The following is a 25252-nucleotide window of genomic DNA, read 5'->3' on the forward strand; positions in this document are numbered from 1 at the left end:
ACTTAATATAGGCACCTTATTTACGCAAAAAAGCCCCATTTAGGGGCTTTTTTGTATCTGCTATTTTGTATCTTAAATTAAAGATTAAAACGCAGATGTATCTTGGAAAAGACCTACTTTAAGATCTTTTGCTTCATAGATTACGCGGCCATCTACTTCTACAGTACCATCAGCCATACCCATGAATAATTTACGTTTAATAACACGCTTCATGTCTAAACGATAAGTTACTTTTTTAGCTGTTGGTAAGATTTGACCAGTGAATTTAACTTCACCTACACCAAGTGCACGACCAAGACCTGGACCACCAGACCAACCTAGGAAGAAACCAACTAATTGCCACATAGCATCAAGACCAAGACAACCAGGCATTACTGGGTCACCTTTAAAGTGACAGTCGAAGAACCAAAGATCAGGGTTGATATCTAGTTCTGCAACGATTTGGCCTTTACCGTGCTCACCACCATCAGCAGTGATAGAGATAATGCGGTCCATCATTAGCATGTTGTCACTTGGTAAACGACAGTTGCCTTCACCGAACATTTCACCTTGACCGCAAAGGACCAATTCTTCTTTTGTATAGCTGTTTTTAGGTTCCATAACTCTCATTCATCGCTTAGAAATTGCCCCGTACTTTAGCGTACACTTGTACGCTAAACAACTCGGAGCAGTTAATTATTTGCTATTTTTAGCTTGTTTTATGACCATTTAATTAAACTGTCGCTGATAAAGGGAGATAAAACCGCGCATTGTGAAGTAAAAATCATTATAATTGCTGTGATTCTTTAACCAGTCTAAAGGAAATTTATGATCCTTTTTGTAAACTCACTGACAGTGATTGATTTTTCTTACTTGTGTAATAAACGCGGCGCAGTTGGCGAGAGCTGGATTGTGGATTTAACTCTGCACGGTCAATTAAATGATGAGTCGATGGTGCTTGATTTTGGCTTAGTTAAAAAGCAAATCAAGGGCATTATTGATAACTGTATCGACCATAAACTTGCTGTGCCAGCTTCTCTAAACGGTTCACTAAAACAGCATGCTGAGCACAGCGTGCTAGATTGTCACTTCGGTGATAATTATCACTTAGCTATGAGTGCTCCTAACCAAGCATACTGTTTAATCGATGCTGATGTTATTGATGAAAAATCTGTAACTGAGTTTTTAATTAAAACTATTATGCCTGAGCTCCCTAGCAACATCGAAAAGATTGAAATTAATTTATACCCAGAGCATAGCCAAAGTTTTTATTATCATTACAGCCATGGTCTTAAAAAGCACGATGGTAATTGTCAGCGTATTATTCATGGTCATCGCTCTCAGATTGGTATTAGCCTTGATGGTATGGCTATGCCTCGCTTACAAAAAGAGTGGGCAGATAAATGGGAAGACATTTATCTAGCAACAGCTGAAGATGAAATCAATAAATCAGACCTTAAGCATGTAACTGCACAAGAGAACGATGTGTGCTTTGCTTACACATCACAGCAGGGCTATTTTGAAATGGCGATAGACAAATCACGCTGCGACATTTTACCTTGCGATACTACGGTTGAGTGCATTGCAGACTACTTAAGTTCACAAGTTAAAAACCAATACCCTGATTCAGAAGTTAAAATTACAGCTTACGAAGGGGTTGGCAAGGGGTCAATCAGTTATGCTTAAAGGATTATTAATAGCAGCATTTGCAGGATTGTTTTCTTTAACTGCAAGTGCTGTTGAATTAAAAGGACATTTAACTCAAGGTGGTTTAGTAACAGGCCAAATTGATGGCGCTAAAAGTGTTAGCTTCAATGGTGAGCCTCTTAAGCTTTCAACAAATGGTGAGTTTGTATTTGGCTTTGGTCGTGATGCCAAGACAAACCATAGCCTTTCTTGGGTTGATAGTGCTGGTGTAAGCCACGAACAAGCAATTGTGATCACTAAGCGTGATTACAAAATTGATAAAATCACCGGTGTAGCAAAAAAATATGTTTCGCCACCAAAAGAAGTGTCTGAGCGTATTAGCCGTGAAGCTGTAGCTGTACGTAAAGCTAGGCAAGTCAATTCTGACTTAAGGTACTTTTTAGACCCTGTTTATAAGCCGGCAACGGGGCGCATTTCAGGTGTTTATGGGAGCCAGCGTTACTTTAATGGTGAACCCCGCCGTCCGCATTTTGGTTTAGACATTGCTAATAAAACGGGTAGCCCAGTGTATGCACCAGTGAGCGGCACAGTTGTTTTTGCTGATGCTGACTTATATTACTCTGGTGGTACCCTGATTCTTGACCATGGCCATGGTGTTACCTCTACTTATATTCATTTAAGCAAATTAGATGTAAAAGTAGGTGACGAAATTAAGCGTGGCGATAAAATTGCCGAGATCGGTGCGACCGGTCGCGTAACTGGCCCTCATTTAGACTGGCGTTTTAATTGGAAAAATGAACGCCTTGACCCTGCGCTAATGATGCAAGACACATTAGCTAATAAAAAGTAGAGACTATGACACAACAAATCGATCGTGACGCTATTATTGCAAAGCGTATTGCTGACTCAACAACGTCGGTAACAAAAACAGTTTTTCCTGGCCGTACTAACCACCACAATACTTTGTTTGGCGGTGACGCGTTGGCATGGATGGATGAAGTAGCGTTTATTGCTGCTACACGTTTTTGCCGTAAGCCACTTGTAACGATTTCGTCTGACCGTGTTGATTTTAAAGAAGCCATTCCGGCTGGTACATTTGCAGAGCTTATTTCTAAAGTTGTACACGTAGGTAACACTAGCCTTAAAGTAGATGTTGAAATCTTCTTAGAAACAATGCACAAAGACGATAAACACTTAGCTATTTCTGGTAGCTTTACGTTTGTTGCTGTTGATGATAACCACAGACCAACTCCGGTAGTGTGCGACAAAATGATCAACGGATTCGAATAAGACTTACAGTGAGTTTTAAATAAATTAAGTACCTTCGGGTGCTTAATTTAATACACAAGAAGAACACATCATACTATATTTGATTTAAGCATATCTCAGCAAGGAACAAAATATGCAGCTATAAGTTATCAGAGGAGGGGAGCGATGCGTTTAATATTTTTATTCTGTTATATAGCTATATTAGTGTTAGCATTTAATCAATTCGATGGTTACTTATTCGATTTGGCGGCCGCTTTACGAGGGTTGCTGATTGTATGTAGTTTTTTACCTACATTTTTTTTGTTGTGGTGGAACAAAAAACTATCTCTCAGTTTAATTGCTCTAAGTATTTGCTTAGTACTATTTCATTTTAAACCTTACTCATCACCTGAAGCGACTCAAAACACAGATATCAAAATCGCCCAGGTAAATTTGCAATATAGTAACCCTAACTTAGCAAATATCATCACTAGCCAATTTATAAATGCGCAAAATGATATCTTAGTACTGTTTGAATTCAATGATACGCAGCGGCATGTGCTTGATGAGCTAAACTCTAAATATCATTTATTTGGTTATGCTGAAGTTGAAGGGGCGCCATTTGGCATTATTGTTCTATCAAAACTTCCAATCGTACAAAGGCAAATTAAACGCTTTGATAATCCTAAGCTTGGCTACGTAAAGCTTAGCTTTTTACATAATAACGTTATGTTAAATAGTGTGTTTTTACATCCTCCATCACCTAGAACTCAAAATTTGTGGAGTCAGAGAAACTTAGTTTTAAGTGAAGTTGCTTCAGAAATTAAAAAGTTAAAGGGGAGTTGGTTAGTTGCTGGTGATTTTAATACAGTACCTTGGTCACGATACTTTATGAGTATTAAAAGCAGTTGTTTTAATCACGCAGGTTTTTATACATCTTGGTCTTTAAAAAACCAGCTAAGTGATTTAAAAGTTTTGGGTTTACCAATAGATCATTGTTTAGTGAGTGAAGATGTTTCTTTATCTAATGTTGGTGTTAACTCTGTAAACGGCAGCGACCACAAACTGCTGCACTATGAACTCACATTTTCTACGGATTGATTAAATTTAAGGTGACTATTTTCAATTAATATATCAACAAGCATAGTTAGCTCAAAGTTATCCCAAGGTTTTGCGGTAATCATATTAGCTATATTATTGTTAAGCGCACTTTTAGAAGCTTCTAGCTCTGCATAGCCGGTAATCAAAAGGCGAGAGCAGTTCGGCTGTAGCAATTTAATGTCCTCTAAAACAGCAAAACCACTGATTGCAGGCATCAACAGATCACAAATGACTAAACTAATTGGGTACTGTTTCGCATACTCAATTGCCGATAGAGGGTCGCTGAAACAAATTACATGGTTATTAGTACCTAATAATCGTTTTAGCGACCTTAAAATTGCTTCATCATCATCGATGATTACAATGTTTTTTCTCATGAATGTGCTCCAAATAAGTGCTTCAAGTCATAGAGCATATGTTTAAAGTTTCGTTTATGAGGGAATAGCCAAAAGGCTTTATTCGAATACATAAGTGCTTTTGAATACTGACCAAGTTCACGATAGAACTCGCCATAACATTCACTTAAACGTGCTTTGATTTTTTTAAGTTCATTGTTTGATACAACAGATTGGTTACGATTAATAATTTCAACCATAGCCGCTAGTCTATTTTCTCTATTTGATGTTATAGAGTTAGCACGCATTAGATAGTGCATTGCACACAGCGTTGAATAACCTACATAACCTTTTTTTGCTATTTTTAACCAGCAATCTAAATCGGTAGCGCTACTTAACTTATTGTCAAAACCACCCACATCAACAATGGTTGAACGTTTAACCATGACCGACGAAGTCCCAACGATATTGGTTGTGATCATTTGGCTTATTGGATTATCTAGAAACTGGAAGTCTGTGTTTTCTTTATTGCATTTAAATTCGGGCCAATAATCAAAACAGCCAATTATATCTTCGTTGTTTTCATTAAAATGCATGTAGTCAGTAAAACTTAAAACACAGTCTGGATGTTTTTTATGAAATGCTAACTGAGCTGCAAGTTTATCGGCTGACCAATAATCATCTGCATCTAAAAAAGCTACGTACTCTGACTTTGCTTGCGTAATTGCAAGGTTACGAGCAGCGACAACGCCTTTTCTTTGTTGGCTAAATATGCGTACTTCACTTTTGTCAGCAGCAAGTTGCTCAAGGTATTCTTTACTGCCATCTGTAGAACCATCATCAACAATAATAATTTCGAAATTAACATTTTTTTGCTGGTAAATGCTGTTAATACAGGTATCTAGATACTGCAAACAGTTGTAGTTAGGAATGATAATACTGACTTGGCTGTTCATAATATGCTCCAATAGCATTTCTTCACGTAGTAAAGGATACGCAATTTAGACGCCAGCTTTAAATCTGTATTTTCTGTGAAATTACTCAGCCTTTTCTCTTTGTGCGTTGCATTTTGCAAATCTTCGGTAATTTTTTATCTCAATTCGGGAATATTTCGGTTTTTTTGCTGGGTATGGAACTTGCCATAGCTCTTATAACAGTTTTTATAGGAGCGTTTTTATGAAGCACATTGCTATTTTGGTTCCAAGCTTTCCAATTGCATCTGAAACATTTGTTGTAACGGAAATTAAAGCTCTTCTAAATGCAGGGCATAAGGTGACAGTTCTTACATTTGAAAAAACCAGTGTGATGATTAACTTAACCAGTGCCATTGAAGTTAAAAAAATCACTAAGCCTGCTTTTAAATCAATCTTACCTTTTATGTTTAACATTTATAAGTTAGCAAGGGCAACGCATACTGCAGCTCAATTTAAATCAATTTCAACACAATCCTTGCTTGCTTATGGTTATCAAATTGCACGTTATATAAAAGCTGCAAAGATAGATCATTTACATTGCCATTTTATGCATGGGCCTCTTGCATACGGTATCGTTGCGGCAAAACTTGCAGACATTACAGTATCTTCTATTGGTCATGGCCATGATGTTTACGTAAACAACGCAGACTTAAAACCCAAATTAGCTCTTTGTGATTTTTCAATAGCGGTTTGTGAAGAAATGGCTATGCAATTTAAACGCTTTTCGAAGAGCAATGTTAAATTGTTGCATTGTGGTATCGATACTAGCCAATTTAAGTTTGTACCATCCTCCCTAAATGAATCTGTTCGTTTAATTTTTATCGGTCGTCTAGTCGAAAAGAAAGGGCTGCAATTCCTATTACCGGCACTTAAGCATATTCCAAAAGAGTTTGGTATAACCCTAGATATAGTAGGGGACGGGCCAATGCTTAACGATTTAATGTATATGGCTGAAGAGCTTGGTATTCGTAAATCTATCCGTTTTCTAGGCGAAAAACCTCATGACTGGGTTAGCTCAAACCTGATTTACTATTCTGCGCTTATCGCCCCTTTTTGTGTCGCAGAAAATGGCGACCGTGATACAGGCCCGTTAGTTTTAAAAGAAGCCATGGCTTGTGGCCTTCCTGTTCTCACAACCACCTTAATGGGAGCAAACGAAATTGTAACCCCAAGTGTTGGTATGAAATGTATGCCAGGTAGTATCTCAGGACTCAGCAAAATGCTTTATAAATTTCACCAATTATCTCCACATAAGCGTTATCTACTTGGTCAAAATGCTAAGCAACATGTTAACGAGCATTACAACGCAGTTAAGCAAGCTAAGCAACTTTCCAAATGGGTTGAATCTTTATAGGGAGGTTTTATGAGTAACTTAAAACAAATTGGTTACTTTGCTTTAGCTATTTTTGCAGTAAAAGGGTTTGGCTTTTTACTTTTACCAATTACAACTCGCTTTTTAGAGAAGAGCGAGTTTGGTGAGCTGAACTTCTTAGTAACCATGTCAGCGCTATGCTCTTTAGTGGTTTCTCTTGGTTTACCTGAGCTACTACTAAAACAACAGTACCCATCTTTTCGTGAAAAAATGGCGTTATTTAGAGACTCTCTGGTATTAACAATCTGTTTTAGTGCGCTTTTTTTAGGCTGTAGCTTTATATTTAGCGAGCAAATTATTGCAACCTTACCTGCGCAAATAAAGGTGATTGATTTTAGGTTACTTATTTTAAATTTAACTTTTGCCTCGGTACTTGCTATCCCGTACACCTACTACCGGTTATTTGGTTACGCGCAAAAGTATTGTTTTTATAGTATTGCGCATGCTGTCATACAAACTTGTTTAACAATCACTTTGTTATTTCTTGGTTTTAATGTAACCGGTGTAATGGTTTCAGGTGTTGTCTGCACGTTCATTATTATGTGTTTAACCTTAAGTGATATGCGAAGTGCACTTAAAGTGAGCTATTCTCGCTTTAGCTGGAGAATAAAAAAATCACAGACTGTATTCTTAACTTCAATTATCGCATCAGGTTTGTTTGTTTATGCCGGTAATGGGGCTGAAAACTGGTTTATCGTTGCCGAATTTAACGAGAATGTTTTAGCGAGTTATTACGTTGCAGCGCAATTTGCCATTATAACTTCGTTCACATTTGAGCCGATTAGGCTTTGGTGGTTCGCCAAACGTTTTAGCTTAATTAAGCAAGATAAAACGCAATATCAAAATTATGCAATAACCTCATTAAATGCAGGCTTAGCTATGTGTGTTTTAATGAGTTTATTGGCACCAATCGCATTAAACTCAGTACTTCCTGCTGAATACCATGGCAAAGATAGCTGGCTGATTCTGTTGATTATTGTTGTTGCCATACGCCATCACAGCGATATTTTTAATATTGGTTGCTACATGCATAAAAATGGTGTGTTTGTATCAATTATAAATTTCTTTACGGCACTTTTAGGCCTTAGCCTGCTGTACTTTTTAGTGCCAAAACTTGGTGTTGAAGGCGCTATTTTGGCGCTAATCATTATGCAAAGTTTTAAATTAGTTTGCCTTTACTCAGTTAGTCAGCATTTCGAACCTCTAAAGCTAAATTTTGCAGCATTAATACCAAGCTGGTTAGCATTAGGCTCTATAACACTGATCACTTTACTGTTTAGCGAACTAAGTTTGGCTAAATGGATTGTATGTTTTATCTATATTGTTGGTATGGCTTATCAATATAGAGCATTAATTAAGCAAGTAATAAAAAGCTTAATGAAGGAGCATCACTATGCTCAATTACTATAAACAAAATCAGTTATTCATTAATGGCATTTTAGTAACCTTACTTGTGGTTGTTACCTATGCCATTTTGGGCCCGATAGCAGTATTTGCATTGCTGCTATTACCTTTTGCCGCTTTCACTGCAGTAAAGGTAAGTGTGGCTTTTATAATTTTGTTTATTTTATTTAGCTACTTTAGATTACACGAAGCTTTTCCTTTTTTAATGCCTTTTAAAATTCCTAAGTTACTCGCGCTTGCGTCGCTATTGGGAATAGCTTGGCACCTGTTTATCTCACAAAAATTAAAGCCACATTGGCATACCAATCATCTGATATTTTTTGTTTGGTTTATTTGGCTGACTGTTTGCGTTTTTAGTGCCTCAAATCGGGGTTTAGCGATGGAGTACTGGTCAGGTGTACTAACAAAAGTACTCATTATGGTATTTGCAATCTCGTGGTGGATGAGCACATTAAAGCATTTTAATGTGGTTAGAATTGGCATCATGATCTCAGGTGCCGCCATTGCTTTAGTTGCCCTGAGTAACAAAATGAATGGTATTGGCCTAGTAGAAGGTACCCGCGTCACTATTTCGCGAGAACTTCGCTCACAACTTGGTGATCCTAACGATTTATCACTTGTAATGATGTTTCCCGTGTCTTTTTTAGCTGCTGAAGTATTTGATTCAAGTGCCCATAAATTTAGACGCATCATTGCATTTATTTGCTTAGTTATCGCAATCAGCGGTGTTATTGCAACACAAAGCCGAGGAGGCTTACTTGGCATTGCTGCTGTACTTAGTTTCTTTATTTACCAAAAAGTTAAAAATCCTGTAGTGGTCGGCTGCATTGGTGCCGTGGGCATGTTAGCCATGGTTGCTTTTGCAGGTATTGCAGATAGACAAAGTGGCGGCTCCCATGAGGGCGGTGTTGATGAATCTGCTATGGGCCGTATTTACGCATGGCAAGCTGCAATCAATATGGCAATACATAATCCATTAACAGGGGTTGGGGTTAATAACTTTGTCGTTAATTACTATTTCTACAGCCCTCATTGGGATGGCAAGAATCATGCAGTACACAGTACGTGGTTTCAGGTATTAGGTGAAACGGGAATCGTAGGAATATGCATTTTTGTATTAGTGATTGCCTGTATTTATCGCACCTTGAACCGTGTGTTCTTAATGAATAAACAGATTAATGACAAACAAATAGATGTAAATGCGAAAGCTCTAAAGGGCGGCCTAATTGGCTTTATGGTGTCAGGCACCTTTTTAACTCAGGCATTTACATGGCCTATTTATATCATTCTTGCTTTAACTATTGCATTAGAAAAGCTTGTAATCGATAAACAAAGGGAGAGCTCACATGAGTGAAAATATTAAACAATGGCTTAAATCAAGTGACAGCCCATTTGCAAAATCACTTTTTCAATTTGCGAAATCGATTCGCAATCCGCAAATGTGGGTTATCCCAGGTATTCATTCATTTATATATAAATTGCATTTATTGGTTAAAACAGTAGTGAGTGAGCTAGGGCGCATTTTTTATTACACACCACTATTTAAAAGCCAAATCAAGGGTTCAAAAGCAAATTTATACCTATATTCTGGTATGCCGCAAATTTTAGGAAAACTTGAAATTAGCTGTAATGACAACACACGAATTAGTGGCATCAGTACTTTTTGTGGGCGTAGTCATGGTAATAACACACCCAAACTTATAATTGGCAGTAATGTAGATATTGGTTGGCAGAATGCGTTTTCTGTTGGTCGAAAAATTGTTTTAGAAGATGATGTTCGCCTTGCAGGTCGGGTATTTTTAGCTGGTTTTCCTGGTCACCCTCTAAACTCTGAAAGACGTGCTCTTGGTGAGCCTGATGATGAATGCCAAGTTGGCGATATCATTATCAAACAAGGCGCTTGGATAGGCACCGGCGCAACTGTGCTTGCAGGTGTAACAATAGGCGAGGGTGCTATAGTTGCTGCAAGCGCGGTAGTTACTAAAGATGTCCCAGCAAATACTATTGTTGCTGGCAATCCAGCAAAAATTGTTAAACAGCTGGAGGGGACGCTATGAAATTTATTGTATTCGGTGAAGACTGGCAAAGTCACCCAAGTAGTACACAGCACCTATTTAAACAACTATCAAAACAACATCAGGTTATTTGGATTAACTCGATTGGTATGCGAAAACCAACATTTCGCTTGATTGATGTGAAACGAGTTTTTAATAAATTAAAAAGCTTTTTTTTATCAAAGCGCACAGGGTCAAATGCTAAAACAACGAATACTAGCCAAAACATTAATTTAACATCACACACATTAGCGGTTTTACCCTGGCACGATAACGTTATAGTAAGGCTATTTAATAAATGGATTTTTAATCGAAAAGGTTTCATAGATGATGAGCCAATTGTTTATTGGCTTAGTGTGCCTACTGCAATTAGTCTAATTTCACCGCGAGAGCAAGATAAGGTAATTTATTATTGTGGTGATGACTTCTCTGCACTTGCGGGGGTTGATCATAAAATGGTCGCGCCTTTTGAAAGTGACCTTATCGAAAAAGCTGACACCATCTATGTTGTGAGTGAGTTTCTTGCCAACAAAATGCCTAAATCTAAAGTTAAAATGCTTTCTCATGGTGTCGATTTAGAGCTTTTTACCACGCAAACCACAAAAGCCGTTGAACTTGAGCAAATCAGCAAACCAATTATTGGTTTCTATGGTTCCTTGAATGCTTGGCTTGATAAAGCCTTATTGTTAAGGCTAGCTAAAGATAGGCCTGAGTATCAATTAGTATTGATAGGCCACCTTGTCGAAGACTTCTCTGATCTACTCAAGTTAGACAATGTAACCCATATACCGGCTGTAGAGCATGATCGTTTAGCTTCATTTTCTCAGCATTGGCAGGTATCTATCTTGCCATTTGTTGATAATGAGCAGATCAGGGCCTGTGATCCACTTAAATTAAAAGAATACATAGCCACAGGCACACCAATTGTGACAACACGCTTTGCTGCGGTTAATCCGTACCAAGAGACCATATTAATAGCAGACAACCACCAGGGCTTTATTGAGCGATTAGACTATGCTGTAAGCCTAAGTAAATCAAACAACTTAAATTGGCGAGCCAACCAATCTCAGCAGGCAAGTGATCATAGCTGGCAAGCAAAAGCCAAGCTAGTCTGTAAACAACTTAGGTTTTGCTAAATAAACCTTTCAACCCAAAGCCGCATCTTGTATCGCTACAAGATGCGGCTTTTTCATTTTGGCTCATTAACTGCAATTAACTAACTATCTATAGAAATCTCGGTTGTTTTTATCAATTTGCAAATTAAAACCGAGCAATTTCGCAAAATGCAAAGCAAAAGGTAAAGTATGTTAGTTAAAGAGCAGATCAAACGGTTAATTTATTTAGGGCTTTATGCGCTTTACACGCGTATTAAGCTCTTTATTATTCCGTTTTGCATTGTGCCAATCGTCGTCATTGCACTTGGTTTATCTGCTCAAAAACAATATACCAATCACGCTACCATCTTAATTGAAGAGTCAGCACTACTTAATCCTTACTTAGATGATCTGTCTTTCTCGTTTCAGCTTTCTGACCGTATGGCAGCACTGCGTACCTTAGTTATCAGCCGCAAGGTACTTATTGCAGTAGCAAAAGAAACCCAGTTAATAGCTGAAGATGCTACGCCAAAGCAAGTTGAAGAAATCCATCAAAAACTATCTAAAGCACTATCACTTTCGTTAATTGGTGATGAGCTGGTCCGCATTAACTTTATTTGGCATGACCAATCACAAATGAAGCCAGTGCTTGAAAAGGTGGTAGAAAAATTTATTGAACGTTTATTAGCACCAACAAAGGCATCACTTGATACTTCTGAGCAGTTTTTCTTTAAGCAGCTGGATAGTTTACGCGAAGAACTTGAGTTATCTGAAGAGGCACTTGCTGATTTTAAAACCAAAAACAGTAACACCTTACCCGATGTTTTACATAGCAATCGCCAAACCTTCGACAGCTTACTAAGCGAAAAACAACAAAAGCTGATTGCTCTTTCAGGGGCTAAAGCAAAACTGAATGCCTTAGTGAGTAAAGTAGGGCAAGCCAATCCAATTTTAGGCAATTTAGAAGAAAAGATAATTCGTACTGAATCAGAGTTAAGTCTTTTGAGAACACGCTATACCGATAAACATAGCAAAATTATCGAGAAAAAACGCACCCTTGCAAATTTAAAAAGCCGCCAACAGGCGCTGTTAGCATCTAGTGAAGAGCTAGACACAACGAATCTTGATCAGTTATGGCAAATGGTTAATACGCTTCCTTCTGGTGATGGTAAAGAGAGCAGCGTTTTAGTTTCACAACTTCTTGCGCTTGAAGAGGCCCGTAATAATTTACTTCAGCAAGAACAAGAATTTGCAATGCTCGAAGAGCAAGTTCAGCTAGTCAGTGAACGTCTGTTAGTAACCAGTGATGTAGAAAAACAATTACGTAAACTAGAGCGTGATTACGATGTTAAACAGTCACTTTATAAAGACATGCTGAGCCGTTACGAAATGGCCAAAGTTACGGGCAAATTAGTGAAATACGAAGGACCAGACAAAGTTAAAACTATCGAGCGAGCTTATAGCCCAACACAACCTATCAATACCTCAATGCTGATGACCGTTATCGTTGGCATTGTGCTTGGGATTTTCACAGGTAGTGCAAGCGTATTTGTTGCTGCACTTTGTGACAGTCACTTAAAAGATATTAAAACCATCGAAAAACTCACCAGCGCAGAGGTGGTAACAGTACTTCCTATCGTCAATGCCGAAACTAACTTCGGAAATATTGAAGGAGATAAATCATGAATGTCATGCACTTAGTTCAACACCTACAAGTAGGTGGCCTAGAAAAAATGGCAATTACTTTACTCAAAAATAGTCAATTTAGTAGCTCTAGTATTATTGTTTCTCTTGAAGGAAACAGGCAATCTGCGTTTGAGCAATGGCCAGAGCTTGAACAATATAGCCATCGAGTTATTTGTTTAAACAAAAAACCAGGCGTGAGTATTTCTGTTATCGCAAAGATAAAGGCATTAATAAAAGAGCATGATATCGATATTATTCACAGTCATCATGTTGGTCCTGTTATTTATGCCGGCCTTGCTTGTGCGTTGACCGGTGATTCGGTTCGTCATATATCAACAATTCATGATGCCTGGTATTTAAATAACGTTAAGCAATGTACTTTCACTAAGTTACTTAACTCGTTAACGAATATTTATTGGGTCGCAGATGCACGTATTGTTGCTGATGAATTTAGAGCTAAAACAGCAATTATTCCTGAGCGCACCATTTTAAATGGCATAGATTGCGATAATTTTGTCGCAATTAATCAATCAACCGCCAGAAATCAGCTCAATTTACCCCACAAAGTTAAGCTAGTTGGCTGTGCTGCAAGGTTAATTGAAGGTAAAGGACACAAAGATCTTATTCATGCATTGCATTACTTACCTGAAGATTACCATATGGTGTTTGCTGGAGATGGCGATCTAAAAGTCATTTTAATGAATTTGGTACGTAATTTAGGGCTTAACGAGCGTGTGCACTTTTTAGGCAACGTTCACGATATGCGAGCCTTTTATTCGAGTATCGACGTGATGTGTTTATACTCACAGCGTGAAGGTTTGCCATTATCGATTATTGAAGCCATGGCATGTGGTATTCCAGTTGTAGCGTCTGATGTAGGTGGAATTCATGAAGTTGTCACCGATAACGAAGGTGAGCTTGTGTCTTTGAACGAGTTTAACAAGCTTGCACCGGCTATTTTGAGAGCATGTAAACTGCCACATGGTCTTTGCATTCGTCATCATGCTATTGCAGTCGCTGATGCAAGAACCATGAGTAGTAAATACGATAATTTATATTCTGCATTAGCAGTGTAGGAGCCAACCATGACTATTTTTACTACATTATTTATCATTTTAATGTGTATTGCTGCGTATCATCATATTGGCTACCCATTATTACTAAAGTGTGTTGCAAGCAAAAAGCAAAAACCAAGCAAGCAAACCGTTTTTGATGACAGCTACACACCGAATATTGCTGTTTTGATGTGTGCTTACAATGAACAACAGCATATTGCAGAAAAGCTTTATAACTTAGCATCACTAGTTTATGACACTCATCATTATTCTATTCATGTTTATTTTGATGGTTGCACCGATAAAAGCTATCAACAAGCTCTTAAAGCACAGCAGGTATTACATAAGCAAGGCGTGCAGTGCTATTTTCACCATCGTGATGAAAACCAAGGGAAAGTACAAGGGTTAAATACCTTGATGGGGATGGCAAAATATCACAATGATATTTTACTGTTCACTGATGTTAGTGCTTTATTGAGTATTGATGCATTAAACAAAGTAGCTAAGCAATTTAGTGATCCGCAAGTGGCAATTTCGACAGGTGTTTACACCTTAGATGAAAATGCACCAGATGCGCAAAAAGCCTACTGGCAGTACCAAAACCAAGTGAAAAAATCCGAGTCAAACCTTGGCGCTGTGATTGGCGTACCTGGGGCAATGTTTGCAATGCGCGCTGAGTATGCAAATGAATTAGAAAAAAACACCATTAACGACGACTTCGTGCTATCAATGAAAGCTTTAAGTAAAGGCGGTAAAGCCATTGTCGATGAAGACGTAGTCATTTACGAGCGCGAATGTGATGAGCAAAGTGAAGATTATAAACGCCGAGTAAGATTAGGTGCCGGTAATTGGCAACAAATAAAAGCGCTGCTTTTATTACTTAACCCGCGTTTAGGTTGGACTTGTATGAACTTTTTCTCGCACAAAGTATTACGTGGGGTTATGCCAATTATTTTAGCCTGTATTTATGCTTGTGTATTTATAGAAGCTATCGTCACACAATCTGTATGGTCACAATTGATTGCTACAGGCATTTTATCGCTTCACACACTGCAAGCGGTTAAAACTATATTCGCCTTTAAAAGACGCATTCCTATCGTCGATAAAGTTAATTACATCTTAAATAGCTACTTTTTAGCACTTTGGGGGATCATTCGTTATGAACAAGGTTACTTCGACACCCCTTGGCAACGTGTAAAATCTGCGAGTAAAGCACAAACCAAATCTGTTATTAAAGTCATCAAAAGAAGCTTAGATATTGCAGGTGCCTTATTTGCACTAAGTCTAGTTTGGCCTGTTTGTTTAATTGCAGCACTGGCTATAAAGCTTACATCTAAAGGTCCTATCATCTTTAAGCAACTTAGAGTGGGTGAAAGCTCAGATGACTTCGTTGAGTTATTTTATGTTTATAAGTTTCGCTCTATGGTGGTTGATGCTGAGTCACGTTCTGGTGCTGTGTGGGCCAGTAAAGATGATCCAAGAATAACGGCAGTAGGGCGCTTTATGCGTAAAACACGAATTGATGAACTTCCGCAATTAATTAATGTGCTTAAAGGTGAGATGTCATTAATTGGCCCAAGACCAGAGCGCCCTGTGTTTTATGGTAAATTAGAAAAAGACATTCCTTATTTTTGCCAGCGTACTTACGGGGTTAAACCAGGTATTTCTGGTCTTGCTCAAGTGATGAACGGCTACGATGAAACCATTGACGATGCACGCAGTAAAATTGGCTGGGATTACGCCTATTCACTGAGTATGTCATCACCGCGTGCTTGGGCGAAGCTTGAGTTTTCAATTGTGGTTAAAACATTACAAGTTATCTTTACTGGCAAAGGGCAGTGATTCCAATCCACGTCTTTTTTACCAAATAAATTAAGCAAATCACGTTGCATAATGCAAATTAACAGTAAAAAGTTAATTGCATTATGCATCGCTCCATCATTTAACCTTTAAATTTCAACACCTTATAAACTGGCATTTTAGTTGTACTAGTTACTATGACTAACCAATTTAACTAAGGTGAAGATCATGGCTAACAACACATCATTTTCTAACGATACCAAACTAATTTCACTACCTAGTGACTTTTCTGGTCTAGCCGTCGATGGCTTTAAAGATCAGTTTGAAGAAGTTGCACACGGCAAACAGCAAAGTGTGGTACTCGATTTTAGCTCTACTACATTTATTGATTCATCTGGCATTGGTGCCATGGTGTTCCTATACAAACGGATTGAGAAAAAAGGGCAAAAACTATCACTGCTTAATGTGTCTGGGCAACCACACAAATTAATGAGTCTATTAAGAGTTGATAAGACGATTCCATTCATCGAACAAGCTGATATCGCGTGAGGTGATTTATGAAGCACATACTATTTACAATCATTTTGCTAACGCTTGGTGGATGTGCTTCTTGGCCTGATGAGGGGCAAGGAGGCTGGGCTGAAAAATATCAAAATTATCCGCTTACTGATGAACAACACGAGATGATTTACGACACACAAGAAACCGTGGTGCTAAGCGAATTTGAACATCATGTTTTAAAGTTAGATTTATTAAAAGCACAAGGGATACAGCAATGTATGCCAGCGCAATTGCTAAAAGCACAAATTTACGAAAACCGTATAAGACGTCTAATAGCAGCGCAAATGTGGTCTGATGCTGAGCATGATTTATTGATTCACTATCACGGTTTAAATCAGCTTTCGAAGCACTTTGAAACTGTTAATGCGATGAGCCAATGTGCAGGCGTTACTGATACTGAAAAAAACATGACAGCATCACTCAAAGACCAGATCACTGAGCTTTTAAATAGTGATAACCAGTTTTCGTTAAATGATTTTCAGGTTACTCCTAAATACATCACACGCTTAGCACAAGCGGCTGACTTAATTAAACAAGTTGATGAGGTTAACTTACTGCTTGTTGGTCATGCTGACATTAGTGGTCAGCAACAAAACAACTATGAGTTAGCACTTAAGCGTGCCGAAACAGTAAAACACTGGCTAGGTATTTATGGTGTAAACCCAGCAACAATAACAACCTTAACGCAAGGTAGTCTAACACCGTACAGCGACGAACCTGACTCACGCTCAAAACGTCATTCAGATAGACGAGTAGAGGCAATTATTATCGACATGAGTGACGATAAAGCCACTAAACAAAAACATGCATTATCCAGCTGGACCAAAATCTTAAATGGTCCTAAGGAGCAATAACATGAAACAGTTAATCTTACTTTGCTTACTTATATTCGCGTTACCTACTTTCGCAGAAGAGATTGAAGTCGGTAATAAACTTTACTTATACCTACCAGGCGAAGCTGAATTTAGCGAACCGTTTGAAGTTGATAAAGAAGGTGCTATTACCTTACCAGAGCTAGGTCGTTTTAAAGTAGCAGGCTTACAGCTAGATGATGTGCAAAGCCAGCTACGCACAGCATTAAGTGAAATGTATGTGGCGATGGATGACTTTTATGTCGAAATTCATTCACGAGATATTTTTATCAATGTTATGGGCTATGTAAACGACCCATCACAAGTAAGTATTCCTAAAGATGGCAACATTCAAATGGTCATCGCCCGTGCAGGCGGCTTAAAACCAGGCGCTCAATTAGACCGTTTACAAATTCGCCGTGGCACCGAGATGATTGAGTTTAACTATAAAGCCTACTTAGACTCAGGCAACATTGATTTATTACCTGCATTACAAAGCGCTGACACGGTCTTTGTGCCTGTGTCTCCGCTGTTAGGTAACGTACAAATTGACTTTGATGCACAAACCTTAAGTGCATCAGGTGATGCAAGTGACAACAGTGCTATTACTTTGCTTGGCGAGGTGCACAATCCTGGTAGCTTTTCATTTAAAGAAAACATGAGTGTACTTGATGCGCTAATGCGTGCTGAGGGTGTAACCCGCTATGCAGATGTAACCAAAATTCGCGTTATCGTTGATAAAACCCCAGTCGTGTTCGATTTAAAAGCGTATTTAGATAAACCTAATAACGACACTATGCCAGAGCTTAAAGCGGGTTCTACTATTTATGTGCCTATCATGGTTGATGATGTAAATACCACTTCAAGAACAGTTTATATCATGGGCGAAGTACAAAAGCCGGGCGCTTATGAAGCAGGCGAAAGCACCAGCTTTTTAGATATTCTGGCTAATGCAGGTGGCCCAACCCGTTTTGCAGAAACTCGTCAGATTAAAATCTTAACTCCAGCAGGCGAAAGCATCTTATTTGACTTACAAGGTTACAGCGAAGGCATAGTCACAGTAAAAGTGCCAAGCCTTAACCCAGGCGATGTGATTTTTGTACCAGAGAAAACCGATCAAAACGAAAAAAGCTGGTTAAAAGTACCGCCAAAACGTGCCATCAAAATTATCGGTGCCATTTTATCTCCGGGCCGTTATGAGTGGAGCCCTGAAATGGACTTTACCGATTTACTTGCGCATGCCGGCGGCCCAACTAAAGGTGCCAATATCAATGATATTAAAATTGTAAGAAACGGTGAGGTGACCAAACGTTTCGATTTAGAGCAATACACTATTAATGATTCTGGCAAATATGAACTGCCAAATTTAATGGCTGGCGATACCATTATTGTTGAAGAGTTACCAGTTGACCCTGCAGACAATAAATCTCAATGGATCCGTCAAGAATCAAGCAAGTCTATTTACATTATGGGGCAAGTGGGCTCACCAGGTCGCTATGCATTTAATACTAATATGCACTTTATCGACATTTTAGCCGCTGCTGATGGCCCTACAGATAACGCTGACTTACGCAATATTCGTATTACTCATCGTAACGGCAATACAGCAAGAGTCAGCAAATTAAACCTTGCACTGTATTTTGAAACCGGTGATGAAACTTTATTTCCACACGTTTTACCGGGCGATACCATCTATATCCCAGAAAAAGATAAAGACTGGTTACGTACGCCAAAAGAGCAAGTAGTTCGCATCATGGGCGCAGTTGAAAAGCCTGGTCGTTATAGCTTTGATGACACTATGACCGTACTTGATGTACTTGCAGAAGCGGGCGGCCCATCAAGCTCAGCGCTTATCGACAAAATCGTGGTGGTAAATCATTCATGCTGTAAAGAGCAGTCTCGTGTATTTGATTTAGAAGAGTTCGTTAAAAACCCTAACTCAGCGTATATCCCTGTGTTACGTGCTGGCGATACCCTGTATGTACCAGACAAAGGCCAAGATTTAATGAGCCAGTTTAAATCAAACTTCTTAGATTTTATTACTGTTGTAGCTTTAGTGGTGGGCTTATGAAACTAATACCAGCGCAATACCAAGAACTTGAAGCCGTGTGTAACGAAATAGATAACAGTAAAGCCCGTTGCATCTGCTTTATTTCGTTAACCGGCAACGAAGGCTCTACATCACTTTGTGCGAGTGTTGCACAGCGCTTAAGTTTGCAAGCCGCCAAAGTACTTATAATCGACTTAAATCCGTTAAATCCATTTAAGTTTGATGAACCAAAAAAACCAGAATCTTGGTGCTTCAGCGATATTTCGTGTCAGCTGAATATCATCAATACTGAACAGGTAGACCTGCTCACCATGGCGCATCTTAAAGAGCTTGAATCGGTGAAAAACAAAAGCGTACTAAATGATGCAATAGAACGCATAAAACAAGAATATGACTATATATTTTTAGATATGAGCCCAGCTCTTAAATGTAATCGGGGCAATGTACCGCTGCATGCGCTTAGTTTATGTACCGAACTGACATTTTTAACGGTATCGCTTGGTTATAACGACGAAGAAGCTCTATGTCACGGTATGGCAAATCTTGAACACGCAGGCGTCAATAACGTAAAGATTGTTGTTGCGCAGCATCAGTTTGCTCCATTGGGTAGCCGCATCGTGAAAACGCTCAAAGCGTTTCAACCAAAATGGCCTAAACTCACAGAGTACTTATTAAACAAAGTTATTAAACAGCGCTGGTTGTTTTTACCTTATTGAGAACCTGTATGGACTGCTTATATCAAAAATCATTTAGTCTAGATTGGCCCACAGTCAGTGAGATTCGCCATATTTTAAAACATGTTTTGACGGCGATCAGTGTTAAAAATCAAGATATAGATGCAGCAGGGTTAGTAGCAACCGAATACCTAACTAATCTGTTACGCCATAGCCAAGAAACGTCAATGCATGTGCAGTTTGCTATGCATAAACTGCCCGATAAACAGCTGCTAATTGAATTTAAAGACAGTATGCCAAGCTATGATTTATTTAATCAACAACCATCAGGTTGGCAATTAGACTGTGGTGAATTAGTTGAAGGGGGTATGGGGGTGGCGCTCATCAAGCATTACTTTCCAAACGCTTGTTATAAAACTGTTGGCCAGCAGAATACATTCTCTTTTTGTTTAACCAATATCGATAAACGACCCACGCTTATCTACATAGATGATGATAAGGCACAACTTGCTTTATTGAATGCTTATTTATCTGAGCATTTTCAGGTTATTTGCTGTGAGGATAGTGAATCGGGGTGGCAAGAAATTCTCACCTCTGGGGCAACAATTTTATTGCTCGATCATAAACTTAAAAATGGTACTAGTGAGCCTTTACTTAAAAAGCTCAATCAATCCAACCTAAAAACTAATTTATCTGTGGTTATGCTGACAGGTGATGACAGTGAAGAACTTATAAAACGTATAAACCTGTTAGGGGTTGATGATTATTTAGTAAAACCCGTTAGCAAAACTCGCTTATTGCAGAGTATTGAGCGCATTGTTCATCGTTTTTCTGCATTAAAGTATTTAATTAACGAAGAGCGCATGCAAACAAGGCAAAAAATAGGGGAGTTTAATGCCTATAATTTTGGCTCAATTATCAGCCAAAATGGGGGAGATTTTTGTTTGTATCCCCACCAGCAGCAAGCACCTGTGATCATTGGCGATATGATGGGGCACGGTATAACAGCACTAAAAGAAAGTTTTGCCATAAAGGGCTTTTTAAGTGGCTGTTTAGCGACAGAAATACCAATAAGAAATGTTTTAACAACCTTGAACCAAGCCCTTTATGAACAGCGGTTATGTAAAACTAGTTTAGTCACTTTACTAATAAGTTTTATTGAAAATAACACACTTCACTGGTTTAACGCAGGTCATCCAGCCCCCTGTGTGATAACCAAAAATGGTAAATTGATCCAGCTAAGCGGCACTGATCCCTTGCTTGGCCTTAGTGATGATCATGTTTATCAACATTATAGTTATGACTTAAATGACGTTGAACACATTTTATTATTCACCGATGGTTGGCTTGATAATCAGCAATTAAGCGATGTATACCAAATTATTACTAAATTAACTGACGAAAATGTGCAAAGTGAAGAGCTTGCTTATGCACTTTGGCAGGGAAGCCAAGTTGAGTTATCTGCTGAAATAGACGATGCCTCGTTAATTGTGATCAATAAACACTAAAGTTTGAGTTTACAAACCGGTCAAATACGCACTAAGCTACTAATAAGGAACTGTTAAATAATCACTTTATCTCAGCATAAAACGATAATAAAGGAAGTCTGTAATGCCACCTAAAATACTCATTGTTGAAGATACAGAATCGCTAGCGCTGATGTACCAATCATATTTGATCCCAACCGGGGTCGAAACACGCATTGCCTACAATGGTGAACAAGCCGTCGTTGCTCTGCAGGAGTTTGAGCCTGATTTAGTGATTTTAGATGTTATGTTGCCAGATATGAACGGGCTAGATATATTATCCTCTTTAGACCCTGACTCAGCTCCACAAGTGATTGTTTTAACAGGGCATGCCACTAAAGAAATGGCAATCAAAGCCATTAAACTCGGTGCCAGTGACTTTCTAGAAAAACCAATCGAAGCAGATCGTTTTCGCATTACAGTAAACAACGCATTAAAACTTAAAGATTTAAAACAAACAGTCAAAAGCTATCAAACAACTTACGAGAACGGTAAATACTATGATTTGATTGGTAGCTCATCAGAAATGCAATCTGTTTACCAAATCATAAAATCAGCATCGGCAAGTAAAGCCACAGTGTTTATTACTGGTGAAAGTGGTACCGGTAAAGAACTGTGCGCCCGTGCGGTACATTTAGCGTCACCGCGTGCGAATAAACCCTTTGTAGCCCTTAACTGTGCAGCAATACCAAAAGATCTAATCGAAAGTGAAATATTCGGTCACTTAAAAGGGGCGTTCACTGGCGCGATTGCCAATCGTGAAGGGGCGGCTGGCCAAGCTGATGGTGGTACGTTGTTTTTAGATGAACTATGTGAAATGGACATCAACTTACAAAGTAAGCTACTGCGCTTTATTCAAACCGGTTGTTACCAGCAGGTAGGCAGCGAAAAAGAAGTTAAAGTAGATGTGCGCTTTGTGTGCGCCACCAACCGCGACCCATTATTAGAAGTGCAAGAAGGCCGTTTTCGTGAAGACTTATATTATCGCCTACATGTTATCCCTATTGCCTTACCACCGTTGAATCAGCGTGGCAAAGATGTGATCGAAATTGCCGATGCATTATTTAAAAAAATAAGTAAAGAAGAAGGCCGTGCTTACAAAGGCATGTCAGAAGGCGTTAAAAATCTATTTTTGAGCTATGGCTGGCCTGGTAATGTTCGCCAATTAGAAAACACCATACGTAACATTCTTGTTTTGCATGATGAATCTTACATTGAAGCGAGTATGATACCAGCACTACCAAACGCACAAAATCAATCACAACCAGTAGCAGCAACTGTTAATACTGTAGCCTCGGAGGTGATGCCGTCACAAAGCTTTACATCGCCATCAACTGAAGCCACTCCTGTTATCAGCGAAGTTGCAACAGCATTTTCTCAAGCCGATATTGAACCGCTTTGGTTGGTAGAAAAACGTTATATTGAGCAAGCCATTGATGCTTGTGATAACAATATTCCTAAAGCTGCAGCTCTTTTGGATGTGAGTCCATCTACGATTTATCGTAAAATTAAAAGCTGGGAAGAGATGCAAGTAAGCTAGAGCTATAGACTCTATCTAGCTGCTTAAATTGCTGCTCTCCAGAAAAACGTTGTTTAACAAGTCTTTGTGCATTGCCTAGCATGTAGCTTCTTTGATCATTACTCAACATAATTACGTTGTTCAGCTGTTTATGCAAAGCATCGCTTGTACTTTCAGTCATCATTAACCCATTGGATAGGTGATTAATTATCTGAGGTAACTGACCAACAGGCGATGCAATAACGAGTACCCCGTGTGCCATTGCTTCTAATGCCACCATAGGTAGACCTTCAGCCCGAGAGCAGATCACCAATACATCAAGTTGTTGCCATATTTGTTGTTGCTCACACTGTCCATGATAACTCACCGCTGACATATCAAGCTCATTGAGCATAGGGCCATCACCAAACATATGAAATTTTAAGTTTGCCGTGTTGAATCGCTTGGCTGTTTCAATAAAAATGTCAGGGCCTTTTTCATGAGATAAACGACCAACAAATCCGACGTTTAATTCATTATTATGTTTAAGACCTAAAACTTTAGTAGATTCATTTACCTGAATAAAATTTTCAAGTAATTCAGCGTTGTAAAGCTCTTCGGTGAGTTTGCTAGACACAGCAAAGTTAAGTGAAAAGTAACTTAGTAGTTTGTCGAGCTTATTGTAAAAATAAACCTTACCCGTGCCTGCTTCACCGGCATGATAGGTTGAAATACAAGGGCGGTTTTGCCAGCGACACACTAACTTGCCCATGATACTTGCCTTGTACCCATGGGTATGGAGTAACGCTGAGCGAGGAAACATTTTTAGTATTTCGTTCAAGCTTTTTAAATTTCCGCCAGCAAAACCGAAAGTGATATTTGCATTTTCTAAGCGATTATATAATTCACGGTTATTATGATCTTGATAAAATAGTACCGAGCTCATAATATTATATCGTTCTAACAGCTTACTCATGGCAATCAAATGGCTTTCGATGCCACCAATTAAGCTTGAATCTACGAATAAAATAACACTATATTTCATATTCACTCCAAGGTGAGACCATGATAGATACTGCGACCTATACGCAATTACAACAGGATGTTGGTGACGACCTAGCAAAACAACTTTTGCAGGTATATATCACTGAGTCCCGCCAAATCGTTGCTGATCTTGCTGACGCAACGAAACAGTATGAAATCGAAATAAATGCCCACAGTTTAAAAAGCAGTAGCCGTAGTTACGGGGCATTAGCCGTAGGCGGCCTTGCAGAACAAATTGAGCAAAAGGCTAAGGCATCACAATTTGACGATGAACTACAAAGCTTAATAGCCTTACTGCAAGACCAATTTGCACAAACGCTAACTCACGCGCAAAGTTTGATTGCTACTGACTAGTTCCTCAGCTTCTAGGCTTAACGGCATTTTTAATATTTCGCCAAATACATTACTTAGCTGCTCAATGTCGTGCTGCTGGTTTGGAGATTTAACAACATCGTCAAAGTGAGACACAATTTCACTAAGCGCATCTAAAGAGATACTCATGTCACAAAACCGGTAACCAAGCATGCCTTCGAGCCAATCAACCGGTTGCATATCGAGCGATTTAATGACGCTGGCTTCTTTGGCAATATTTTCGATAAACAATCGGCATGCTGATGTTTGTTGCACCGCTTTAGCTATGTCTTCAACTAACATGGCAGGCATTACACTGGTAATTAAACTTCCAGGGCCAATTATTAGCATATCGGCGTTTTCAATAGCTTGAACCACACCAGGAGCAGCATTCACATCTTGTGAGAGCGTTAAATAGTCTGGGAGCTCTTCTTGTGAATCAATATCGCATTCACCAAATACTTTAATGCCTGATGACATAACAGCTAGTAAATCGGTCGGCTCGTCTGACATGGGTAGAATCGTTTCTGAATTACCCAACATGGCATTGAACCATGCAACCGCTTGAGTTGCTGAGTTAGTTTGTTGGGTTAAGCTTAATAAGGCTAAATTACCAAGGCTGTGGCCATTGAGTTCACCCCCATCAAAACGATGGTGAAAAACTTGGTGGATTAATGAGTCACTATCAGCTAATTGCAAACAACAGCGTCTAATATCACCAAGAGCAACTACATCTTGGCTTTGACGTAATTTACCTGTGCTGCCGCCGTTGTCTGTGGTTGCAACGATAGCTGTCAGTTCGGCGCAGTGAGGTCTAATTGCACTTAACATATGGGATAAACCGTGTCCGCCGCCTATGCATACTATTTTCATAACAGTCACCTTGGTTAAACTTGATTAATATTTAGTTAGCATAGGCCGTACCAAGTGTTCGGATTTATATAACAC

At 38.9% G+C, this 25252-nt stretch carries 24 protein-coding genes; 19 read left to right on the top strand and 5 right to left on the bottom strand.

Annotated elements, in window-relative coordinates:
- Nucleotides 1-84: 84 nt before the first annotated feature.
- Nucleotides 85-600 carry a bifunctional 3-hydroxydecanoyl-ACP dehydratase/trans-2-decenoyl-ACP isomerase gene (gene fabA, locus L1D51_RS11470; RefSeq protein WP_054553819.1) on the bottom strand — a complete coding sequence of 172 codons (516 nt, stop codon included), beginning with the start codon at nt 598-600 and terminating at the stop codon, nt 85-87.
- Between the two features lie 207 nt (nt 601-807).
- Between fabA and L1D51_RS11475 the strand changes: the two genes are divergently transcribed.
- The 4 genes from L1D51_RS11475 (at nt 808) to L1D51_RS11490 (ending at nt 3975) form a co-directional block, all read left to right on the top strand.
- Nucleotides 808-1665, top strand: a complete 858-nt coding sequence (locus L1D51_RS11475; protein ID WP_239963702.1) for a 6-carboxytetrahydropterin synthase — start codon at nt 808-810, stop codon at nt 1663-1665.
- Nucleotides 1658-2476, top strand: a complete 819-nt coding sequence (locus L1D51_RS11480) for a M23 family metallopeptidase (protein WP_055197175.1) — start codon at nt 1658-1660, stop codon at nt 2474-2476. Before L1D51_RS11475 ends, L1D51_RS11480 begins: the two co-directional genes overlap by 8 nt.
- Before the next feature lie 5 nt (nt 2477-2481).
- Nucleotides 2482-2916, top strand: coding sequence for an acyl-CoA thioesterase (locus L1D51_RS11485; RefSeq protein ID WP_054561502.1), 435 nt, complete (start codon nt 2482-2484; stop codon nt 2914-2916).
- A gap of 144 nt (nt 2917-3060) precedes the next feature.
- A complete protein-coding gene (locus tag L1D51_RS11490; protein WP_239963703.1) occupies nt 3061-3975 on the top strand; it encodes an endonuclease/exonuclease/phosphatase family protein in 915 nt (304 codons plus the stop codon).
- Here the strand turns inward: L1D51_RS11490 and L1D51_RS11495 are convergent.
- Both L1D51_RS11495 and L1D51_RS11500 read right to left on the bottom strand, forming a co-directional pair.
- Nucleotides 3948-4352 carry a response regulator gene (locus L1D51_RS11495; RefSeq protein WP_239963704.1) on the bottom strand — a complete coding sequence of 135 codons (405 nt, stop codon included), beginning with the start codon at nt 4350-4352 and terminating at the stop codon, nt 3948-3950. The two genes, L1D51_RS11490 and L1D51_RS11495, sit on opposite strands and share 28 nt — an antisense overlap.
- Nucleotides 4349-5266 (bottom strand): glycosyltransferase family 2 protein, encoded by a 918-nt coding sequence (locus L1D51_RS11500; protein ID WP_055021345.1) that lies wholly within the window; start codon nt 5264-5266, stop codon nt 4349-4351. The genes L1D51_RS11495 and L1D51_RS11500 overlap by 4 nt, the downstream gene beginning before the upstream one ends.
- Nucleotides 5267-5486: 220 nt before the next feature.
- Here L1D51_RS11500 and L1D51_RS11505 point away from each other — a divergent pair, with 220 nt between their 5' ends.
- The 14 genes from L1D51_RS11505 to L1D51_RS11570 all read left to right on the top strand — a co-directional run bounded on the left by L1D51_RS11505 (nt 5487) and on the right by L1D51_RS11570 (nt 22951).
- Nucleotides 5487-6638 carry a glycosyltransferase gene (locus L1D51_RS11505; protein WP_239963705.1) on the top strand — a complete coding sequence of 384 codons (1152 nt, stop codon included), beginning with the start codon at nt 5487-5489 and terminating at the stop codon, nt 6636-6638.
- Nucleotides 6639-6647: 9 nt separating this feature from the next.
- Nucleotides 6648-8066, top strand: a complete 1419-nt coding sequence (locus tag L1D51_RS11510) for a lipopolysaccharide biosynthesis protein (RefSeq protein ID WP_239963706.1) — start codon at nt 6648-6650, stop codon at nt 8064-8066.
- Nucleotides 8050-9414 (top strand): O-antigen ligase family protein, encoded by a 1365-nt coding sequence (locus tag L1D51_RS11515; protein WP_054561496.1) that lies wholly within the window; start codon nt 8050-8052, stop codon nt 9412-9414. Before L1D51_RS11510 ends, L1D51_RS11515 begins: the two co-directional genes overlap by 17 nt.
- Complete coding sequence (locus tag L1D51_RS11520; RefSeq protein ID WP_054561495.1) at nt 9407-10117, top strand: acyltransferase; 711 nt, start codon at nt 9407-9409, stop codon at nt 10115-10117. The genes L1D51_RS11515 and L1D51_RS11520 overlap by 8 nt, the downstream gene beginning before the upstream one ends.
- Nucleotides 10114-11250, top strand: coding sequence for a glycosyltransferase (locus L1D51_RS11525; protein WP_239963707.1), 1137 nt, complete (start codon nt 10114-10116; stop codon nt 11248-11250). Before L1D51_RS11520 ends, L1D51_RS11525 begins: the two co-directional genes overlap by 4 nt.
- A 168-nt stretch (nt 11251-11418) precedes the next feature.
- Nucleotides 11419-12894, top strand: coding sequence for a GumC family protein (locus tag L1D51_RS11530; protein ID WP_054561493.1), 1476 nt, complete (start codon nt 11419-11421; stop codon nt 12892-12894).
- On the top strand, nt 12891-13970 hold the full coding sequence (locus tag L1D51_RS11535) for a glycosyltransferase (RefSeq protein WP_055197159.1): 1080 nt from the start codon (nt 12891-12893) through the stop codon (nt 13968-13970). The genes L1D51_RS11530 and L1D51_RS11535 overlap by 4 nt, the downstream gene beginning before the upstream one ends.
- Nucleotides 13971-13979: 9 nt before the next feature.
- Nucleotides 13980-15791 carry a sugar transferase gene (locus L1D51_RS11540; RefSeq protein WP_239963708.1) on the top strand — a complete coding sequence of 604 codons (1812 nt, stop codon included), beginning with the start codon at nt 13980-13982 and terminating at the stop codon, nt 15789-15791.
- A gap of 186 nt (nt 15792-15977) precedes the next feature.
- Complete coding sequence (locus L1D51_RS11545) at nt 15978-16298, top strand: STAS domain-containing protein (RefSeq protein ID WP_054561490.1); 321 nt, start codon at nt 15978-15980, stop codon at nt 16296-16298.
- An 8-nt stretch (nt 16299-16306) separates the two neighbouring features.
- Nucleotides 16307-17164, top strand: a complete 858-nt coding sequence (locus L1D51_RS11550; protein WP_239963709.1) for an OmpA family protein — start codon at nt 16307-16309, stop codon at nt 17162-17164.
- 1 nt (nt 17165) lies between these two features.
- Nucleotides 17166-19232, top strand: a complete 2067-nt coding sequence (locus L1D51_RS11555; protein WP_055021336.1) for an SLBB domain-containing protein — start codon at nt 17166-17168, stop codon at nt 19230-19232.
- Nucleotides 19229-19927 carry a cellulose synthase operon protein YhjQ/BcsQ gene (locus L1D51_RS11560; protein WP_054561487.1) on the top strand — a complete coding sequence of 233 codons (699 nt, stop codon included), beginning with the start codon at nt 19229-19231 and terminating at the stop codon, nt 19925-19927. The genes L1D51_RS11555 and L1D51_RS11560 overlap by 4 nt, the downstream gene beginning before the upstream one ends.
- An 8-nt stretch (nt 19928-19935) precedes the next feature.
- On the top strand, nt 19936-21393 hold the full coding sequence (locus L1D51_RS11565; protein ID WP_239963710.1) for a SpoIIE family protein phosphatase: 1458 nt from the start codon (nt 19936-19938) through the stop codon (nt 21391-21393).
- 103 nt (nt 21394-21496) lie between these two features.
- Nucleotides 21497-22951, top strand: a complete 1455-nt coding sequence (locus tag L1D51_RS11570; RefSeq protein ID WP_239963711.1) for a sigma-54-dependent transcriptional regulator — start codon at nt 21497-21499, stop codon at nt 22949-22951.
- On the opposite strand, the gene L1D51_RS11575 is transcribed toward L1D51_RS11570, so the two are convergent.
- Entirely contained in the window at nt 22920-23954 is a 1035-nt protein-coding gene (locus tag L1D51_RS11575; protein WP_055021333.1) for a glycosyltransferase family 4 protein, read from the bottom strand. The genes L1D51_RS11570 and L1D51_RS11575 overlap by 32 nt on opposite strands.
- A gap of 20 nt (nt 23955-23974) precedes the next feature.
- On the opposite strand from L1D51_RS11575, the gene L1D51_RS11580 reads away from it, so the two are divergent.
- Nucleotides 23975-24307, top strand: a complete 333-nt coding sequence (locus L1D51_RS11580) for an Hpt domain-containing protein (protein ID WP_239963712.1) — start codon at nt 23975-23977, stop codon at nt 24305-24307.
- On the opposite strand, the gene L1D51_RS11585 is transcribed toward L1D51_RS11580, so the two are convergent.
- Nucleotides 24272-25177 (bottom strand): gluconeogenesis factor YvcK family protein, encoded by a 906-nt coding sequence (locus tag L1D51_RS11585; RefSeq protein WP_055021332.1) that lies wholly within the window; start codon nt 25175-25177, stop codon nt 24272-24274. The two genes, L1D51_RS11580 and L1D51_RS11585, sit on opposite strands and share 36 nt — an antisense overlap.
- Nucleotides 25178-25252: the final 75 nt, after the last annotated feature.

This window comes from Pseudoalteromonas shioyasakiensis, assembly GCF_022398475.1.
Lineage (GTDB): Bacteria > Pseudomonadota > Gammaproteobacteria > Enterobacterales > Alteromonadaceae > Pseudoalteromonas.

Coding starts and splice junctions, on each gene's coding strand:
- fabA (WP_054553819.1), bottom strand. CDS start 600: ATGGAACCTAAAAACAGCTATACAAAAGAAGAATTGGTCCTTTGCGGT.
- L1D51_RS11475 (WP_239963702.1), top strand. CDS start 808: ATGATCCTTTTTGTAAACTCACTGACAGTGATTGATTTTTCTTACTTG.
- L1D51_RS11480 (WP_055197175.1), top strand. CDS start 1,658: ATGCTTAAAGGATTATTAATAGCAGCATTTGCAGGATTGTTTTCTTTA.
- L1D51_RS11485 (WP_054561502.1), top strand. CDS start 2,482: ATGACACAACAAATCGATCGTGACGCTATTATTGCAAAGCGTATTGCT.
- L1D51_RS11490 (WP_239963703.1), top strand. CDS start 3,061: ATGCGTTTAATATTTTTATTCTGTTATATAGCTATATTAGTGTTAGCA.
- L1D51_RS11495 (WP_239963704.1), bottom strand. CDS start 4,352: ATGAGAAAAAACATTGTAATCATCGATGATGATGAAGCAATTTTAAGG.
- L1D51_RS11500 (WP_055021345.1), bottom strand. CDS start 5,266: ATGAACAGCCAAGTCAGTATTATCATTCCTAACTACAACTGTTTGCAG.
- L1D51_RS11505 (WP_239963705.1), top strand. CDS start 5,487: ATGAAGCACATTGCTATTTTGGTTCCAAGCTTTCCAATTGCATCTGAA.
- L1D51_RS11510 (WP_239963706.1), top strand. CDS start 6,648: ATGAGTAACTTAAAACAAATTGGTTACTTTGCTTTAGCTATTTTTGCA.
- L1D51_RS11515 (WP_054561496.1), top strand. CDS start 8,050: ATGCTCAATTACTATAAACAAAATCAGTTATTCATTAATGGCATTTTA.
- L1D51_RS11520 (WP_054561495.1), top strand. CDS start 9,407: ATGAGTGAAAATATTAAACAATGGCTTAAATCAAGTGACAGCCCATTT.
- L1D51_RS11525 (WP_239963707.1), top strand. CDS start 10,114: ATGAAATTTATTGTATTCGGTGAAGACTGGCAAAGTCACCCAAGTAGT.
- L1D51_RS11530 (WP_054561493.1), top strand. CDS start 11,419: ATGTTAGTTAAAGAGCAGATCAAACGGTTAATTTATTTAGGGCTTTAT.
- L1D51_RS11535 (WP_055197159.1), top strand. CDS start 12,891: ATGAATGTCATGCACTTAGTTCAACACCTACAAGTAGGTGGCCTAGAA.
- L1D51_RS11540 (WP_239963708.1), top strand. CDS start 13,980: ATGACTATTTTTACTACATTATTTATCATTTTAATGTGTATTGCTGCG.
- L1D51_RS11545 (WP_054561490.1), top strand. CDS start 15,978: ATGGCTAACAACACATCATTTTCTAACGATACCAAACTAATTTCACTA.
- L1D51_RS11550 (WP_239963709.1), top strand. CDS start 16,307: ATGAAGCACATACTATTTACAATCATTTTGCTAACGCTTGGTGGATGT.
- L1D51_RS11555 (WP_055021336.1), top strand. CDS start 17,166: ATGAAACAGTTAATCTTACTTTGCTTACTTATATTCGCGTTACCTACT.
- L1D51_RS11560 (WP_054561487.1), top strand. CDS start 19,229: ATGAAACTAATACCAGCGCAATACCAAGAACTTGAAGCCGTGTGTAAC.
- L1D51_RS11565 (WP_239963710.1), top strand. CDS start 19,936: ATGGACTGCTTATATCAAAAATCATTTAGTCTAGATTGGCCCACAGTC.
- L1D51_RS11570 (WP_239963711.1), top strand. CDS start 21,497: ATGCCACCTAAAATACTCATTGTTGAAGATACAGAATCGCTAGCGCTG.
- L1D51_RS11575 (WP_055021333.1), bottom strand. CDS start 23,954: ATGAAATATAGTGTTATTTTATTCGTAGATTCAAGCTTAATTGGTGGC.
- L1D51_RS11580 (WP_239963712.1), top strand. CDS start 23,975: ATGATAGATACTGCGACCTATACGCAATTACAACAGGATGTTGGTGAC.
- L1D51_RS11585 (WP_055021332.1), bottom strand. CDS start 25,177: ATGAAAATAGTATGCATAGGCGGCGGACACGGTTTATCCCATATGTTA.